Origin of the sequence: Stenotrophomonas indicatrix (assembly GCF_050573115.1) — a bacterium.
Lineage (GTDB): Bacteria > Pseudomonadota > Gammaproteobacteria > Xanthomonadales > Xanthomonadaceae > Stenotrophomonas > Stenotrophomonas lactitubi_A.
In genome coordinates this window covers 79226-95723 of record NZ_JBNYZT010000006.1, presented here as the reverse complement: position 1 = coordinate 95723, position 16498 = coordinate 79226, and the positions used below count along the sequence as shown (strand labels likewise).

15 protein-coding genes are annotated in these 16498 nt (G+C 66.9%); 3 read left to right on the top strand and 12 right to left on the bottom strand.

Annotated features, from left to right (window positions below):
- Positions 1–28: 28 nt before the first annotated feature.
- Genes ACQ5SA_RS14895 through ACQ5SA_RS14870 form a run of 6 tightly spaced genes read right to left on the bottom strand, consistent with a single transcriptional unit; the run spans position 29 to position 5842 of the window.
- Positions 29–1024, bottom strand: a complete 996-nt coding sequence (locus ACQ5SA_RS14895) for a phosphatidate cytidylyltransferase (RefSeq protein WP_108267950.1) — start codon at positions 1022–1024, stop codon at positions 29–31.
- Complete coding sequence (locus tag ACQ5SA_RS14890; RefSeq protein WP_499314704.1) at positions 1021–1650, bottom strand: lysophospholipid acyltransferase family protein; 630 nt, start codon at positions 1648–1650, stop codon at positions 1021–1023. Before ACQ5SA_RS14890 ends, ACQ5SA_RS14895 begins: the two co-directional genes overlap by 4 nt.
- 12 nt (positions 1651–1662) lie before the next feature.
- Entirely contained in the window at positions 1663–2100 is a 438-nt protein-coding gene (locus tag ACQ5SA_RS14885; protein WP_499314703.1) for a hypothetical protein, read from the bottom strand.
- Positions 2097–3431, bottom strand: coding sequence for a phosphatase PAP2/dual specificity phosphatase family protein (locus ACQ5SA_RS14880; RefSeq protein ID WP_499314702.1), 1335 nt, complete (start codon positions 3429–3431; stop codon positions 2097–2099). The genes ACQ5SA_RS14885 and ACQ5SA_RS14880 overlap by 4 nt, the downstream gene beginning before the upstream one ends.
- Complete coding sequence (locus ACQ5SA_RS14875) at positions 3431–5182, bottom strand: bifunctional alpha/beta hydrolase/class I SAM-dependent methyltransferase (RefSeq protein WP_499314701.1); 1752 nt, start codon at positions 5180–5182, stop codon at positions 3431–3433. The genes ACQ5SA_RS14880 and ACQ5SA_RS14875 overlap by 1 nt, the downstream gene beginning before the upstream one ends.
- 39 nt (positions 5183–5221) lie before the next feature.
- Positions 5222–5842 (bottom strand): CDP-alcohol phosphatidyltransferase family protein, encoded by a 621-nt coding sequence (locus ACQ5SA_RS14870; RefSeq protein ID WP_499314700.1) that lies wholly within the window; start codon positions 5840–5842, stop codon positions 5222–5224.
- Between the two features lie 204 nt (positions 5843–6046).
- Here ACQ5SA_RS14870 and purH point away from each other — a divergent pair, with 204 nt between their 5' ends.
- From purH to purD, 3 genes are read left to right on the top strand one after another with little or no spacing between them, the layout of a single operon-like run.
- Entirely contained in the window at positions 6047–7630 is a 1584-nt protein-coding gene (gene purH, locus ACQ5SA_RS14865; RefSeq protein WP_499314699.1) for a bifunctional phosphoribosylaminoimidazolecarboxamide formyltransferase/IMP cyclohydrolase, read from the top strand.
- Between the two features lie 17 nt (positions 7631–7647).
- Complete coding sequence (locus ACQ5SA_RS14860; RefSeq protein WP_499314698.1) at positions 7648–8526, top strand: hypothetical protein; 879 nt, start codon at positions 7648–7650, stop codon at positions 8524–8526.
- Positions 8527–8584: 58 nt separating this feature from the next.
- Positions 8585–9868 (top strand): phosphoribosylamine--glycine ligase, encoded by a 1284-nt coding sequence (gene purD / locus ACQ5SA_RS14855; protein ID WP_499314697.1) that lies wholly within the window; start codon positions 8585–8587, stop codon positions 9866–9868.
- Between the two features lie 137 nt (positions 9869–10005).
- Here the strand turns inward: purD and rpoH are convergent, their stop codons facing one another.
- The 6 genes from rpoH to rhlB form a co-directional block, all read right to left on the bottom strand.
- Positions 10006–10881: an RNA polymerase sigma factor RpoH gene (gene rpoH / locus ACQ5SA_RS14850; protein ID WP_100462199.1), complete on the bottom strand. Its 876-nt coding sequence runs from the start codon at positions 10879–10881 to the stop codon at positions 10006–10008.
- Positions 10882–11135: 254 nt separating this feature from the next.
- Entirely contained in the window at positions 11136–11861 is a 726-nt protein-coding gene (gene ung / locus ACQ5SA_RS14845; protein WP_230109918.1) for a uracil-DNA glycosylase, read from the bottom strand.
- Entirely contained in the window at positions 11858–12700 is an 843-nt protein-coding gene (locus tag ACQ5SA_RS14840) for a response regulator (RefSeq protein WP_089237300.1), read from the bottom strand. The genes ung and ACQ5SA_RS14840 overlap by 4 nt, the downstream gene beginning before the upstream one ends.
- 7 nt (positions 12701–12707) lie before the next feature.
- Positions 12708–13655: a permease-like cell division protein FtsX gene (gene ftsX / locus ACQ5SA_RS14835; RefSeq protein ID WP_089237302.1), complete on the bottom strand. Its 948-nt coding sequence runs from the start codon at positions 13653–13655 to the stop codon at positions 12708–12710.
- A gap of 2 nt (positions 13656–13657) precedes the next feature.
- Entirely contained in the window at positions 13658–14344 is a 687-nt protein-coding gene (gene ftsE, locus ACQ5SA_RS14830) for a cell division ATP-binding protein FtsE (RefSeq protein ID WP_025878609.1), read from the bottom strand.
- A 150-nt stretch (positions 14345–14494) separates the two neighbouring features.
- Positions 14495–16222, bottom strand: coding sequence for an ATP-dependent RNA helicase RhlB (gene rhlB / locus ACQ5SA_RS14825; RefSeq protein WP_499314696.1), 1728 nt, complete (start codon positions 16220–16222; stop codon positions 14495–14497).
- Positions 16223–16498: the final 276 nt, after the last annotated feature.

Here is a 16498-nt window from a genome sequence, read left to right as displayed (position 1 = left end):
CGGCCGGCACTACCATTGCATCGGCCGGTCACCCGCCGCCGCCAGCCTTCCAGTAGTAACGCACCACATGGAAGAACACCGGCGCGGCGAAGCACACTGAATCCAGCCGATCGAGCATGCCGCCATGGCCCTCGATCATGTTGCCCCAGTCCTTGATGCCGCGGTCGCGCTTGATCGCCGACATCACCAGGCCGCCCCAGAACCCCATCAGGTTGATCAGCAGCGACAGGCCGAACGCCTGCAGCGGCGTGAACGGGGTGATCCACCAGAGTGCGGCACCCAGCGCACTGGCACAGAGCACGCCGCCGACGAAGCCTTCCACCGTCTTCGACGGCGACAGCTTCGGCGCGATCAGGTGCTTGCCCAGCAGCTTGCCCCAGATGTACTGCAGCACGTCCGACGACTGCACCACGATCACCAGGAAGGCGAACAGCAGCACGTTGCGCGCCGGATCGTAGCCCGGCACGCGCAGGTTCAGCAGCAGCGGCACATGCGAAATGCAGAACACGCAGATCATCAGGCCCCACTGCACCTTCGACGTGCGCTCCAGGTAGTGGGTGGTATCGCCGCCGATGGTGGCCAGGATCGGCAGGAACAGGAACGCATATACCGGAATCAACAGCGTGTACATGCCGTACCAGTCGATCCACACCAGGTAGTACTGCCATGGCAGCACGATGTAGAAGGCGGCCAGCAACGCGTAGTAGTCCCCTGACCGAGTTGGTGCCAGGGTGATGAATTCGCGCAGTGCGAACAGCGAGATGATCGCGAACAGTACGATCACGCCGGCGCGTCCAAAGAACAGCGCCAGGCCCACCACGATCGCCATCACCCACCACGCGCGGATGCGCGAGACCAGGTTGGCAATCACCGCGCTGGGCTTGCCGCGCTGGCGCCAGCGCAGGGTTTCTGACACCAGCGTGGCCAGCACCAGCACCGCACCCACACCGGCGAACAGCAAGCCAGTCTGCTGGCCTACGCTGCGCGCGGCCAGATCACCAGACAAATCGATCATGAAGCTCATGCGCGGCCTCCGTTCGGGGCCAGGGCCAGCAGCGCCTGGCGGCTGCGCGCCAGGAACGCCGACTTGTCCTCATCGGCCTGCAAGCGCAGCGGCGTACCGAACGTCGCCGTGCACAGCAGCGGCAGCGGCAGGAAACGCCCCTTCGGCATCACCCGCTTGAGGTTGTCGATCCACACCGGCACGAACTCCAGCTCCGGGCGTTGCCGGGCGAGGTGGTAGATGCCGCTCTTGAACGGCAGCAGCGGCTCATCGCCGATGTTGCGCGTGCCCTCCGGAAACAGGATCAACGAACAGCCCTCATCCACCGCATCACGCAGCACCTGCAGCGGATCCTGATGGCGGTTGCCCGCCTCGCGTTCCACCAGCACGCCATTGAACACCGCGTCGATCAGATAGCGACGCAGACCATCGCGCTGCCAGTACTCGGCGGCAGCGACCGGCCGCACCTGGCGCCGCAGTGCCGGCGGCATCGACGACCAGATCAGCACGAAATCACCATGACTGGCATGGTTGCCGTAGTAGACGCGGTGCTCGCTGGACGGCGCGCAGCCGACCCACAGCGCGCGTGCGCCGGTCACTACATGGATGGCCGCACTGCAGGCGCGGGCGATCAGTTCAGCGAACATCGGCACCTCCCATCAGGTCTGCGGCCACAGCACGGCCAGCAGCAGGGCAGCGAACTGCAGCAGCGTGGCGGCGTACTGGCGTATCAGCAGGCGACGCATGCCGTTCCAGCGTCCGTCCCAGCCACGCGTCGGCGCCTGTGCGTCCCGCCTGCGCAGACCGGCCGTATGCAATGCCTGGTCCACCCGTTGAGCCGCGTCTTCGCCCTGCAGGCCCTCCTGCTGCAGCAAGCGCAACAGGCTGGCATCCAACTGCACCCGCACCGCGTAATACGCCTGCAGAACGCCTGCAACCAGGCTCAACAGCAACAGGCCCGCGGCGAACATCGCCAGGCCCGGCTCGATGCCAAGCAGCAACAGGGCCACCAGCAGCAGTCCCAGCGACAACGCGGCAGGCAAACGTCCCTGTCGCAGCAGCAGATGCATCATCGGCAAATCAGGCACAGCGCTCATGCAATGGTCTCCTGCGCGGCAGCGGCCGCGATTGCCTGTTGATGAACGTCATGCAGCACGATGCTCGGCCGCGCGGCACGCACGATCGCCACCGCTTCGGCTACATCGCGCGCACGGCCGGTGCGCAGCAACCAGGTCGCCACACTGGCCGCGCTGCGCGAATAGCCCAGCGCACAGCACACCAGCACGGGGCCATGGTCGCGCAGGCGTTCGATGGCGTCCGCCGCTGCACGCAGCTGCGCCGCCGACGGCACCACCAGGTCCAGCATCGGCACGCTGGCATACGCTGCCCCTGGCGCACGACAGGAAAGCTCGGCGCAGGTGTCGACCACGCCCACCAGCGGCGCCGGCAGTGCGGCAGCCGGCAGACGACCCAGCCAGACCGCATCGATGATCGGCACGGGCTGCGGCGCGCGCCGCGTCCACAACCGCGAGTTGATCCACGCCGCACCCAGGTACGGTGCCAGCAACCAGCGCGCGGCCATCGTCAAACGGCCATCGGCGCGCTTCTGGAACACCGCCGTGCCCAGCCCGGCATAGGCCAGCGACACCAGCAGCAACGACACCACAGGCCACAGCAGCCACAGCGCGGTGCCACGCAGCATCACCACCGGCACCAGCAGCAGGCCGGCAACCAACACATACAACGCGGCCAGCCGCCATCGTTTCGGGTCACCGGCAGCCTGCCAGGCGCGCAACGGCGGCGTGCCCTGCTCCGGCCACAGCCACACGCACAACCAGCCGGCCAGCAGCCCGGTGGGAATGTCGATGAAGTGATGCTGGAAGGTGGTCAGCACCGAAATGCCGATCAGCAGCGCCCACACATGCAGCACCAGCCGCCAGACACCGTGCAGGTACTGCGCGAACTTCGCCCACAGCACGATCAGCAGCACGATGTGCAGCGAAGGCGCCTGGTTGAACGGCTTGTCGAAGCCCAGCAGCACATCGAACAACCAGCCGAACACACCGCCGATTTCCGGCCGTTCGAAGCTGAAGCGCAATGGCCACAGCAGGAAGCACGCCACCGCGATTGCCTGCGCACTGAGCAGACGCAGCGCGTGCCGGTCCAGCTCCAGCCGGCGCCGGCACAGGAAGAACGAGATCGCATAGAACAGGTCGATCGACCAGTACGGCACGATCGTCCACGGCACGAACGGAATCCGTGTTTCCCACGCGAATGACATCACCGGCAGCTCGGCGTGGCGGCCCGCCATCCAGTTGGCGAAGCCATAACTGGCGAAGAAGAACGGCCCCAGCAGGGCCAGCCACAGCAGGGCGCGCCGCCACGGGCGCGCCTCGCTGGGTGATGCGGTTGCCACCAGCGTCGCCATCACGCGATCCGGCGTGCCAGCGATACGGTGAAGATGCCGAAGTCATCGATACGCTGGGCGACCTTCTGGAAGCCGGCCAGGCGCACCAGTTCGTCCATCTCGTGCTGGGTACGGCGGCGCATCACCCACGCCGCGCCATCACGATGGCTGGTCAACGCACGCGCGATGAACTCCAGCTGCGGATGCCACGGCTGCCCGGTATAGGCCAGGTAACCGCCTACCGGCACCGTCGCGGCGATGCCCTGCAGTGAACGCAGCACGGCATCGTTGTCCGGGAACAGTTCGTACAGGCCGGATACCACTGCCAGCGTCGGCGCCGGGTCCACCGCCGCCAGCTGCGCCGGATCGAACGCATCGCCCTGTTCGAAGCGGGCGATATCGGCCGCGCCAAGGCGCTCGATCAGGGCCTTGCCCTGGGTCACGTTCAGATCGCTGAAATCGCGCAGCACGATGCGGTCGGCACGCTGCTCGCCCTGGCCGAGCGCTTCCAGCACGTAACGGCCATGTCCGGCAGCCACGTCCAGCACGCGCACCGGCGCGCCCTGCCCGCGCAGTCGCTGGGCGGCATCGCGCAGCAGTTCCTGCAGATGCTTGCCGCGCACGCGGATGCCGCGCCAACCGATCGCATCCAGATAGTTGCGGTCGACCATCCGGCCAAGCGGTCCCTTGCCCCGCGCCTCATCACGGTAGATGTAATCCAGCGTGCTGCCCGAATCGAAACCGGTCTGCAGGCCCAACGCGATGCCCTCGGACAGCGTGCCACCGAAGCGCAGTCCACCGCGCACCACGCGCCAGCGCAGGTCGGCCAGGCTGTTGCGCTCCGGCGGCCACGACAGGATCTCCGATTCTTCGAAGGTCGGGCCGTGCCGATGCGCGTCGCGCCGCGACAGTTCCTGCAGCGGTTCGGCAAAGCGCGCCTGGATGAAGCTGCGGATGCGTGCCAGTGCCGGTGCACGGTCGCGCTCGCCCAGGGTGTCGTGGAAGAAGCCCGGCAGATGCACGCGCTCCTTGATCGGGCTGGACAGGCGTTCGTAGAAACGGTCCTGCGGGCCGCGATGCACCACGAAGTCCGAACCGGACACCAGCAACTGCACCGGCACGCTGATCGCCTGCGCGTCGGCCACGATGCGGTCGGCGGCTTCGTACAGGCCCAGCAGCACGCGCACCGAGATCGGCCGGGTGATCAGCGAATCGGTGCGGTAGCTTTCCACCCGTGCCGGGTCGTGGGTCAGCCACTGCGGCTTGACGTAGCTGTTGACGAAGAAGTTGCCGCGCAGCTTCTGCATCAGCGCCAGCCCAGCGCGTGCGAACGGCACGTACAGCTTCACCTTGAAGGCCGGCGAAGCCATCACCAGCGCGCGCAACCGCGGCGCATAGTCATGCACCCAGGTGGCGGCAACCACCGCGCCTACGCTTTGTGCGATGACCACGATGTCCTCCACCGCGATGCCATGCTCGGCACCGATGTGGGCGATGAAACTGTCCAGGTCGCGTACCAGCGCCGGGAAGCCCGGTGCGTCGCCGCGCGTGCCGGGCGAGCGGCCATTGCCGCGCGCATCCCATGCAAAGAAAGCCGTGTCGGGCAGGTCCAGTTCGTCGACCAGATGGGTGACCCGGCCAGAGTGTTCATGGCCGCGATGCAGCAGCACGATGGCCTTGGCCGACGTGGTTGCCGTAGTGCTCGGCCAGTACCGGTAGAACAGCGGTACCTGGTCGAAGCTGTGGAATTCCCGTTCCTGCGCCTGACGCATGCAATCTCCGTATTGGAATGGCGTGAAGTCTTGTTGTGTTTACCGCTGCGGTGTCGCCGCGGCTTCCTTCAATCCCTGGCGTACGCGGCGGGCCATCGTCAGCACGCACAGCAGTGCAGCCAGTGCCGCGACTGCGCTGACCACTGTTGCACCGCCCCAGCCAAACGCCAGCAGCAGGCCCAGCACGCCAATCACGAACGCGCGGTCGCTCTTGCCCATCGGGCCGTCATAGCGGCGGCTCGCTCCGACCATCAAACCCAGTACGCCGGCGTACTCGCTCAGCGCGGCGGCCCAGGCCAGCAGCCACAGTGCCTCCGCGCGCACGCCCGGTACGCTGAGCAGGCTCAGGTACAGCGCCGCGTCGGCGCTCACATCGCACAACTCATTCAGATAGGCGCCCAGCCGCGATTGCTGGCCGAACTCGCGGGCCAGCATGCCGTCGACGGCGTTGAGGGCCATGCGCAGCAGCATCCACAGCGGCAGGGCCAGATACAGCAGCGGCTGGGTGGGAGCGCAGCACCACACCGCGGCGGCCACCAGCAGCGAGACCACAGCCGCCGCCACGGTCACCGTGTTGGCGGTGACGCCCATGCGGTACAGGCCGTGTACGGCCGGACGCAGCAGGTCCTGGAAACGTCCTTTCAATGCATAGATCGACACGATCTGAACCCGCTAATCCTTGGCAGTGCGGGCACAGCCTACCCTATCGACAGCCGGTTCCGACAAGGTCTGCCGCGTCCAATCCGGCGGGGCGGGCACGGCGGCAATCCCTGTCGGGCGTCGAATTTGCCCTCCGCGAGCCCCGCCACCGGCCCCCACCGCCTACAATATCGGCCCCGCTCCGCTGCCGATTGCCCTGTCCCCATGACTGCTGATCTGTTGCCCGTCCGTCGGGCCCTCCTCTCCGTTTCCGACAAGACCGGCTTGGTCGAGCTGGCCACCGCGCTGGCTGCACGCGGCGTGGAGCTGCTGTCCACTGGCGGTACCGCCAAGGCGATCCGCGATGCGGGCCTGGCCGTGAAGGACGTTGCCGAGGTCACCGGCTTCCCGGAAATGATGGATGGCCGGGTCAAGACCCTGCATCCGATGGTGCATGGCGGCCTGCTCGGCCGCTCCGGCCTGGATGATGCGGTGATGGCCGAGCACGGCATCGGCGCCATCGACCTGCTGGTGCTGAACCTGTACCCGTTCGAATCGGTCACCGCCAAGGCCGACTGCTCGCTGGCCGATGCAGTGGAGAACATCGACATCGGCGGCCCGGCGATGCTGCGCTCGGCGGCGAAGAACTTCGCCCGCGTGGCGGTCGCTACCGACCCGTCGCAGTACGCCGAACTGCTGGCCTCGCTGGACGCCAACGACGGCCAGCTGTCGGCCGGCACCCGCTTCGCGTTCTCGGTCGCCGCGTTCAACCGCGTGGCCCAGTACGACGCGGCGATCAGCAACTACCTGTCCGCAGTGACCGCCACCGACGCGGCCGTGCCGGTGCGTGCCGAGTACCCGGCGCAGATGAATTCCACCTTCGTGAAGGTGATGGATCTGCGCTACGGCGAGAACCCGCACCAGAGCGGCGCGTTCTACCGCGACCTGCATCCGGTGCCGGGCACCCTGGCCACCTTCCAGCAGCTGCAGGGCAAGGAACTGAGCTACAACAACCTGGCTGATGCCGATGCGGCGTGGGAATGCGTACGCCAGTTCGATGCACCGGCCTGCGTCATCGTCAAGCACGCCAATCCGTGCGGCGTGGCCGTTGGCGCCGGCAACGGCGATGCCTACGAGCTGGCCTACGCCACTGACCCGACCAGCGCCTTCGGCGGCATCATCGCCTTCAACAAGCCGCTGGATGCCGCTACCGCGAAGGTGATCCTCGACCGCCAGTTCGTTGAAGTGCTGATCGCCCCGGACTACGAACCGGCCGCGCTGGAATACGCGCAGAAAAAGGCCAACGTGCGCGTGCTGCGCATCCCGCACGGCGATGGCCTGAACAACTTCGACAACAAGCGCGTCGGCTCCGGCCTGCTGCTGCAGTCGTCGGACAACCGCGGCATGACCCGCGACGAACTGAAGGTGGTCAGCACGCTGGCGCCGACCGACAAGCAGTTCACCGACCTGCTGTTCGCCTGGAAGGTCGCCAAGTTCGTAAAGTCCAACGCGATCGTCTACGCCAAGGACAACCGCACCATCGGTGTGGGTGCCGGGCAGATGAGCCGTGTGTATTCCGCGCGCATCGCCGGCATCAAGGCGGCCGATGCGAACCTGGTGGTCGAGGGTTCGGTGATGGCCTCCGATGCGTTCTTCCCGTTCCGCGATGGCATCGACGCTGCAGCAGCTGCCGGCATCAAGGCGGTGATCCAGCCGGGCGGTTCGATGCGCGACGCGGAAGTCATCGCCGCCGCCGACGAGCACGGCCTGGCCATGGTGTTCACCGGCGTCCGCCACTTCCGCCACTGATTACTGGAGCGACACGGATGTCTGCAGTCTCTTTGAAACCGCTCGCCGTGCTCGCCTTCGTTGGCACGGTCCTGCTGGCCGGCTGCAAGCCGGCCGCCGAACCCGCATCTGCCCCGCAGGCAGATGCGGCAAAGGCCGCCCCCAGCGTACCGGTCACCCATGTCAGCCGCACCGCGCGGCTGCAGGCGTTCCTGACCGAGCATTACGGCAAGGACGCCAAGCTGTCGGGTGAGTGGCGCGGCACCTGGACCCAGGAAGGCGAAACCCGTCCCGTGGACTGGCAGGTCTGCGCCGAGCAGCCGGTGGTGACCGGCGACAGCTGGCAGCAGCTGCTGGCAGTGTGCGGTGCGCTGGCCGATGGCGCGCACATCGACCCGGGAACCATCGACTTCTTCGTGCTGCATCCCAAGGGCGAAGGCTTCGAAGTGGCGAGCGAACTGACCGGCGAGCGCTTCGGCAGCGGCGGTCAGCCCGGCAGCGCCAGCATCATCCGCGCTGGCAGCGATTTCTACGGCTTCCGCGTCGAAGATGGCTGGTTCGGCCAGGGCTTCTCGCTGCTCTCGCAGTCACTGATCCTGCCGGGGCCGAAGGGATTGGTCGCCACCGGCAACGTGCGCAGCCACATCGACAACGACGCCCAGTACGAATGCGAGAACGTCGACGCGGCCGCTGACCCCGACACTGCCGAGGACTGCCGCACCCGTCGCTTCAGCATCGACTTCGCGCTGCGCTTCGACGACAGCGATCGCAACGCGCGCGTCTGGCCGCTGCTGATCGAGGAAACAGGCAGCACCTGCGGTGGCAAGCAGGTACGGCAGGAACATCGTTTCACCCTGGACCCCAAGTCCTGGACCTACCCCTTCCCCGAGTCGCTGCAACGCGAAGGCTGCGAGTGAACCACGCGCGCCGCCGGGGATATCGACCTTCCCTTCCCACGCAATCTGGAATCTCGTGATGAACGTACTTGTCATCGGCTCTGGCGGCCGCGAACACGCTCTGGCATGGAAGCTGGCCCAGTCCTCCCGTGTCACTGAAGTGCTCGTGGCGCCCGGCAATGCCGGCACCGCCAACGAAGACAAGTGCCGCAACGTCGCGGTGAAGGTCACCGACATCGATGGCCTGCTCGCCCTGGCCCAGACCGAAGGCGTGGCGCTGACCGTGGTCGGCCCGGAAGTGCCGCTGGTGGCCGGCGTGGTCGACCGCTTCCGCGCCGCCGGCCTGCGCATCTTCGGGCCGACAGCTGCCGCCGCGCAGCTGGAAGGCAGCAAGGCCTACGCCAAGGATTTCCTTGCACGCCACAACATCCCCACCGCGTTCTATGCGGTGCACACCGAGGTGGACGCGGCACTGGCCTACCTGCGCGAGAAGGGCGCGCCGATCGTGGTCAAGGCCGACGGCCTGGCCGCCGGCAAGGGCGTGATCGTAGCGATGACCCTGACCGAAGCCGAAGACGCCGTGCGTGACATGCTCTCGGGCAACGCCTTCGGCGATGCCGGCGCGCGCGTGGTGATCGAAGAATTCCTCGACGGCGAGGAAGCCAGCTTTATTTCGATGGTCGACGGCGTGCATGCACTGCCGATGGCCACCTCGCAGGATCACAAGCGCGTCGGCGACGGCGACACCGGCCCGAACACCGGCGGCATGGGCGCGTACTCGCCGGCCCCGGTGGTAACGCCCGAGGTGCATGCACGTGTAATGCGCGAGGTGGTCAACCCGACCGTGCAGGGCATGATCGCCGATGGCATTCCGTTCACCGGCTTCCTCTATGCCGGGCTGATGATCGATGCCAGCGGCGCGCCGAAGGTGATCGAGTTCAACGTGCGCTTCGGCGACCCGGAAACCCAGCCGGTGATGCTGCGCCTGCAGTCGGACCTGGTGGACCTGCTGGACGCTGCGATCGATGGCCGCCTGAACCAGGTGGACGTGCAGTGGGATCCGCGTCCGTCGCTGGGCGTGGTGCTGGCGGCCAAGCCGTACCCGGAATCGCCCATCACCGGCGAGGTGATCTCCGGCCTGGATGATGTGCCGGCAACGGCCAAGGTGTTCCATGCCGGCACGACGCTGGACGCGCAGGGCCAGGTGCTCAGCGCCGGCGGCCGCGTGCTGTGCGTGGCGGCACTGGGTGACAGCGTGCGCGATGCGCAGGCGAACGCGTATGCAGGCGTGGCGAAGGTGACCTGGGCCAATGAGTTCCACCGCACCGACATCGGCTGGCGGGCGATCGCACGCGAGGGCTGAGGCCCGCGTTGAAGCCACGCATGGCGTGGCTCTAACGGAGCGCGAAGTAGATCCACGCCATGCGTGGATGAAGGCACCGCCCAAAAGAAAAGGCCCGGCAATGCCGGGCCTTTCCATTACTCAAACGCGTCACCAACTCAAGCGGTAAACAGCGCCTTCATCTTCTTCAGCGCGTTCGCTTCGACCTGGCGGATACGTTCGGCGGACACGCCGTACTCGTCTGCCAGCTCCTGCAGCGTCACCTTGCTGTCCGCATCCAGCCAGCGGCGGCGGATGATGTCGCGCGAACGCGCATCCAGTTCCGCCAGGCCTTCGCGCAGCAGCTGCATCTGGTTGTCTTCGCTGTCCTCGCGCTCGTAGGCCATCGACGGATCTTCGTCATTGGCCACCAGATACGCAGCCGGCGACGGCGGTGCATGATCGTTGTCTTCGTCGGTCGGCGCATCGAAACCGATATCGCGGCCGGACAGGCGCGATTCCATTTCCAGCACCTCGCGCTCGGAAACGTTCAGGTCCTTGGCCACCGCGGTGACTTCAGCGGCGTTCATCCAGCCCAGGCGCTTCTTCGACTTGCGCAGGTTGAAGAACAGCTTGCGCTGCGCCTTGGTCGTGGCGACCTTGACGATGCGCCAGTTCTTCAGGATGAACTCGTGCATCTCGGCACGGATCCAATGCACGGCGAAGGACACCAGGCGCACGCCCATGTCGGGGTCGAAACGCTTGACCGCCTTCATCAGGCCGATGTTGCCTTCCTGGATCAGGTCGCCCAGCGCAAGGCCGTAGCCGTTGTAGCCGCGGGCCACGTGTACCACGAAGCGCAGGTGCGAATGCACCAGCTCACGGGCAGCGTCCAGATCGTTGCCGTCGCGGAAGCGACGGGCCAGGTCCTGTTCGTTATCGACCGACAGCACCGGGATCTGGTGCACGGCACCGATATAGGCGTCCAGCGAACCGAGCGCACTGGGAATCGGCAGATTGTTTGCCACAAGGGCAGTAGAGGTGTTCTGGCTCATAGGCACCCATCTTAGCAGTCGGGGAATTGGACTGCTAAAGGAGGAAAAAGTTCCAGCATTCCACTGATGAAACACTGGTCCCAAACAGAGCACTACCGTAACGCGATTTGATGACAGTGGCGAGCGCCCTTTTCGGGATACACAATCCCTTGGAATTCAACCCACTAGCCCGGAAAACACGGCCATTCCGGGTCAAAGGGAGCTGAACAGGCGACGGTTTCGCCCTCTCAACATCCGGCAGCGTTGCCCACCGTTCAGCCCGATGGCGCCAGCGAGGCCCGCGGCGGCAGCGACCAGTCGATCGAGGCCTGCCCGCGGCGCTGCAGGTACTCGTTGGCCATCGAAAAATGACGGCAGCCGAGGAAGCCACGGTGAGCCGACAACGGCGAGGGATGCGGCGATTTCAGCACGCGGTGGCGACCGCCATCAATCACCTTGCCCTTCTGCTGTGCGTAGGCGCCCCAGAGCATGAACACCAGGCCCTCGCGCTCGCGGTTGAGCACGTCCACCACGTGGTCGGTGAAGCCCTCCCATCCACGCCCCTGATGGGCACCGGCCTTGCCCTCTTCCACCGTCAGCACCGCGTTGAGCAGCAGCACGCCGCGCTGTGCCCAGGGAATCAGGCAGCCGTGGTCAGGGCGCGGGATGGCGAGGTCACCCTCGATTTCCTTGTAGATGTTCAACAGCGACGGCGGCACCGGCACGCCCGGCTGCACCGAGAAGCTCAGACCATGGGCCTGGCCGCGGCCGTGGTACGGGTCCTGCCCGAGGATGACCACTTTCACTTGATCGAACGGGGTGGCATCGAACGCGGCGAAGATCTGCGGGCCCGGAGGGAACACCGCCGCGCCGCTGGCCTTGCGCTGCCGCAGGAAACTGGACAGCTCGCGCATCTGCGGCTGCAGCAGGTAATCGCCCACACGCTGTTTCCAGCTCGGCTCCAGCTGGATCGCCGGGGTGTCCACTACTTCATCAATCATCGTAACAAGGGTCCATCATTCAGTCGGGCCAGCCGCAGCTGGAACAGCACCTTGGTGATCAGCAGGCGCTCTTCGATCGGCTTCAGCACCAGGTCGTTGGCGCCAGCCTGCAGCAGGCCGGTCTGGTTGTGCGGATTGCCATCGCCGGTCATCACCAGCAACGGCAGGCGGCGCTTGCCGTAGCCGAAGTCCACGCGCACGCGCTGCACCACGTCGCGGCCGCTCAGCTCCCCCTTCAGGGTCACGTCGGTCAGCACCAGGTCGATGCGGTGGCGGCTGCGCCCCAGCGATTCGGCGGTCAGCAGGGTGAACGCCTCTTCGGCGCTGACCACATGCATCACGTTGAGCTGCTGGCGCTCGAGCATGCGCTTGGTCGCCTCGGCCACCACACGGCTGTCCTCGATGTAGAGGATGGTCGCGCCGGGAATGGTCTGCGGCTGCACGTAGCCGCGCACGAACGTCGCCAGGGCCTCGTGGCCCAGCGATTTGTCGAAGTAGTCGGTGACGTACTCGGTGAAGCGGCGCTGCTCCAGGTGCTGCTGGGCGTCGCCGGAGACCACGATCACCGGCACATAGGCCTGCCCGGCGGCTTCGCGCACCATCCGCGCCAGCGCCAGCCCGTCGCCATCGCGCAGGGTCAACGAGGTGGTCACCAGATCAACCGGGCCCTGCGCCAGCGCATGCTGGGCGTCTTCGATGCTGTCGCAGCCGATCACCTCCACGCCTGGCAGATCGCGCTGCAGGACGTCGGCGATCAGCTTGCGCACCAGCTTGGAACCGTCAACCACCATCACCCGCGTCGCGGGCCCTTCAAGGTGCTTCAGCGCTTGCGGTTGCATGCCGGTCTCAGGTGTCGGTCGGGCGGGTCTGGCGGAGGAAGTGACCTGTCACCAGCCACGCACCCAGCCAGCCCAGCAACAAGGTGCCCAGCAGCACCAGGCTGCCATGCAGCAGGTCCAGGCCATGCAGCACGAACGGGCTGCCGTAGCTGCGCGACAGTTCGGCCAGCGGTGCGCGCAGGGCGGCACCGGCAATACCGATCAGGCCCAGCGCAACTGCGCCGGCGCCCAGGCCATACCAGGCGCCCAGGTACAGGAACGGGCGGCGGATGAAGCCATCGCTGGCGCCGAGCAGCTGCAGTACGCCGATTTCCTCGCGGCGGGCCTGGATGTCCAGGCGCACGGTATTGCCGACCACCAGTGCGGCGCCGACGCCGAGCAGCACCGACAGCACCTGCACCAGCCGCGCGCCGAACGCGAGCCATGCATCCAGGCGCTGGCGCCACAACGCGTCATGCTGGACCAGATCCGCCCCGGGCAGGCTTTCCAGCGCGCGCGCCAGCCGCGCATCGTCCTGGCCCTGGCCGGGGGTGATCACCAGCAGCGAGGGCAGCGGGTTGTCGTTGAGTGCGTCGATGGCTTCGCCGAGACCGGCCTGGCGCAGTTCCTCCAGGCCCTGCTCCGGCGTGCGCACGGTGACGCTGGCAACATCCGGGCGATCGCGTAGTTCACCGGCCAGGCGCAGCGCACCGGGGCCGTCGACGTCGGCCTTGAGGAAGACGTTGATGTCGCGCGACTGCTGCACGCTGCCGGCAAACTGCTTGAGGTTGTCCAGCGCGATCGACAGACCCAGCGGCAGCGCCAGGGCCAGCGCCATGACCATCACGGTCAGCAGCGTTGCCCACGGTTTGCGGCAGGCACGGCCGAGGCTGAACACCACGCTGTGCACGTGATGCTGGAACCACACGCCCAGGCGCGACGGCGCAGCGGCTTCGGTATTTTCGTTCTTGGCCATGGTTACTCCGCCAGATCCTGCGGCGAGATGTCGTCCACCAGCCGGCCGTGGTCGAGGATCAGCACGCGCTTGCGCATGTGGCGCAGCAGCGGCAGGTCATGGCTGACCACCAGCACGCTGGTGCCGCGCGCGGGCAGCTCGGCGAACAAGGACATGATTTCCGCCGCCAGGGTCGGATCGAGGTTGCCGGTCGGCTCGTCGGCCACCAGCAGCTTGGGCTCGCCGACGATTGCACGGGCGATGCCGACGCGCTGCTGCTCACCGGCTGACAGCTGCGAGGGCAGCGCCTTCTCGCGATGACCCAGGCCCATGCGCTCGAGCACCGAACGCACGCGCTTGTTGATGTCGCCACGGCGGGTGCCGCGCAGGATCAGCGGCAGGGCCACGTTCTCGGCGATGGAGCGGTCCATCAGCAGGCGGTGGTCCTGGTAGACCGCGCCGACCGCGCGTCGATGCCGCGGCACATCGCCGCCGCGCACCTTCAGCAGGTTGCGCTCGTCGAACATCACCGCGCCGCGGCTGGGCCGCTCGTCGAGGTGGATCAACTTGAGCAGGGTGCTCTTGCCCGCCCCGGAATGACCGGTGACGAACAGCATTTCGCCAGGCGCAACCTCGAAGCTGACATCGGTCAGGGCTTCGTGGCCACCGGCGTACTGTTTGCTGACATTGTCGAAGCGCAGGACACTCATGCCCCGATTATGCAGGACCGGCGCGACGGCGTGGAGATGCCGGGGCGCTGGTGGGTGCCGACCGTTGGTCGGCACACCTTTCAAGGCCACCCGACCAACGGTCGGGTGCTACCGGCTTGGTCGCCCGACCAACGGTCGGGCGCTACCGGATCAGCTGCCCGACAGCATCCGGCGGATCTTGCGGCCGATACGGGTCAGGAACGAGTCGCCGGCATCGGCGCTGGTGCGCACCGGCTTGGCCACCACCTGCACCGGCTTGACCGGAGCGGCACCGTTGCTGTCGCTCGCCACACCCTCGGCACCCTCGACCGGACGGCCGTGACGACGACGACGACGCTTGCGCGGCTTGCGCTCGCCGTCCACCGCAGCTTCCGGCGCAGCTTCAGCGCGCGGCGGACGCGGGGCCTGCACGGCAGCGGCTTCAGCCGTCACCGCACCCTCGACTGCTGCGGCAGCAACCTGCTCGCCTTCCACACGCGGCTTGCGCGGGCCACGCGGACGGCGTTCGCCGCTGCGCTCGCCATCACGGCCACCACGCCCAGCGCCAGCACCGCTGCCGGAACGACCGCCACTACGGCCGCCGCCACGACGCTCTTCCTCGGCGGCACGCGCTTCGCGTGCTTCGCGGAAGATCTGGCCGACGCTTTCGTTCTCGTCGCCTTCCTCACCCGGTGCCGGGGCAGCACGCTCCGGGCGCGGCAGCGAGGTCAGGATCTCGCTGGTCACCGCTTCAACCGGGATCTTCTGTTCGATGTAGGCCTCGATGTCCGGCAGGCCCATCGCGTAGCGCTCGCAGGCAAAGCTGATGGCATCGCCTTCCTCACCCAGGCGGGCGGTACGGCCGATACGGTGCACGTAGTCTTCGGCGTCGAACGGCAGGTCGTAGTTGTAGACGTACTTGATGCCGTCGATGTGCAGGCCGCGGGCAGCCACGTCGGTCGCCACCAGGATTTCCAGCTGGCCCTTCTGGAAGCGGTTGAGCAGGCTCTCACGCTTCTTCTGCGGCACGTCGCCCGACAGCACGCCGACGCGGTAGCCCGAGCGTTCCAGCGAACGGGCCACGCGCTCGACGAACACCTTGGTGTTGACGAAGACCATGGTGCGCGCGCCTTCGCTGCGCGACAGCAGGCCCAGCAGCAGCGGGATCTTCTCTTCGTCGGCCGGGAAGTAGATGCGCTGGCGCACGCGCGCGGCGGTGATGGTCTCGGCTTCGACCACCAGCTTCTGCGGCTCGTTCATGTGTTCATAGGCCAACTCGAGCACGCGGTGGCTCAAGGTGGCGCTGAACAGCAGCGTCTGGCGGGTGGAGCGCTCCGGCATGCGGCGCAGCAGGAAGCGGATGTCCTTGATGAAGCCCAGGTCGAACATACGGTCGGCTTCGTCCAGCACGCAGATCTCGCAGGCGTGCAGCGAGACCACCTTGTGCTGCTTGACGTAGTCGATCAGGCGGCCCGGGGTGGCGATGATCACGTCCACGCCCTGCTGCAGGATCTCGCGCTGCTTGTCGTAATCCACGCCACCGTAGACCAGCGCGAAGCGCAGGCCGAGGTCGGAGCCGAACTTCACGGCGTCCTTGTGAATCTGGATCGCCAACTCGCGGGTCGGGGCCAGGATCAGCGCGCGCGGGTCTTCCGGCTTGCGATCAGCCAGCGCCGGGCGCGTCAGCAGGCGGTTCACGACAGCGACCAGGAAGGCCAGCGTCTTGCCGGTGCCGGTCTGGGCCTGGCCGGCGACGTCGCCACCGGGCAGCGCGACCGGCAGGGTCAGCGCCTGGATGGGCGTGCAGCGGGTGAATCCGGCTCCTTCAAGACCGGCCTGCAGGGCCGGATGCAGATCAAAGGAGGAAAAGGTCAAATCGGTCAGCGGTTTGTCGCTCATGTGTCCGTCTTGGTATGGCCACGCACCTGCGGGCGGCGGCACTGAAATCTGTCTGGGGCTCCGTCGCAAACTGCGGCCCCTGCGGCGGGTCGGGCTGGCCGGGACCCCTCGGGTCCGCGCGCCGCACAATGCCCCAGTTTACCGCAACCGGGCCAGCAAACCGGAATTGGGCGTCTCATGGCTTGCGGAGACGCATCTCTTCACCCCGCAGTACCGCGATTGAACAGCGTCACCGGCCCCCATGGCCTCTCCCGCCAGCATCCCCATTTCAGCCAT

Coding starts and splice junctions, on each gene's coding strand:
- ACQ5SA_RS14895 (WP_108267950.1), bottom strand. CDS start 1,024: ATGAGCTTCATGATCGATTTGTCTGGTGATCTGGCCGCGCGCAGCGTA.
- ACQ5SA_RS14890 (WP_499314704.1), bottom strand. CDS start 1,650: ATGTTCGCTGAACTGATCGCCCGCGCCTGCAGTGCGGCCATCCATGTA.
- ACQ5SA_RS14885 (WP_499314703.1), bottom strand. CDS start 2,100: ATGAGCGCTGTGCCTGATTTGCCGATGATGCATCTGCTGCTGCGACAG.
- ACQ5SA_RS14880 (WP_499314702.1), bottom strand. CDS start 3,431: ATGGCGACGCTGGTGGCAACCGCATCACCCAGCGAGGCGCGCCCGTGG.
- ACQ5SA_RS14875 (WP_499314701.1), bottom strand. CDS start 5,182: ATGCGTCAGGCGCAGGAACGGGAATTCCACAGCTTCGACCAGGTACCG.
- purH (WP_499314699.1), top strand. CDS start 6,047: ATGACTGCTGATCTGTTGCCCGTCCGTCGGGCCCTCCTCTCCGTTTCC.
- ACQ5SA_RS14860 (WP_499314698.1), top strand. CDS start 7,648: ATGTCTGCAGTCTCTTTGAAACCGCTCGCCGTGCTCGCCTTCGTTGGC.
- purD (WP_499314697.1), top strand. CDS start 8,585: ATGAACGTACTTGTCATCGGCTCTGGCGGCCGCGAACACGCTCTGGCA.
- rpoH (WP_100462199.1), bottom strand. CDS start 10,881: ATGAGCCAGAACACCTCTACTGCCCTTGTGGCAAACAATCTGCCGATT.
- ung (WP_230109918.1), bottom strand. CDS start 11,861: ATGATTGATGAAGTAGTGGACACCCCGGCGATCCAGCTGGAGCCGAGC.
- ACQ5SA_RS14840 (WP_089237300.1), bottom strand. CDS start 12,700: ATGCAACCGCAAGCGCTGAAGCACCTTGAAGGGCCCGCGACGCGGGTG.
- ftsX (WP_089237302.1), bottom strand. CDS start 13,655: ATGGCCAAGAACGAAAATACCGAAGCCGCTGCGCCGTCGCGCCTGGGC.
- ftsE (WP_025878609.1), bottom strand. CDS start 14,344: ATGAGTGTCCTGCGCTTCGACAATGTCAGCAAACAGTACGCCGGTGGC.
- rhlB (WP_499314696.1), bottom strand. CDS start 16,222: ATGAGCGACAAACCGCTGACCGATTTGACCTTTTCCTCCTTTGATCTG.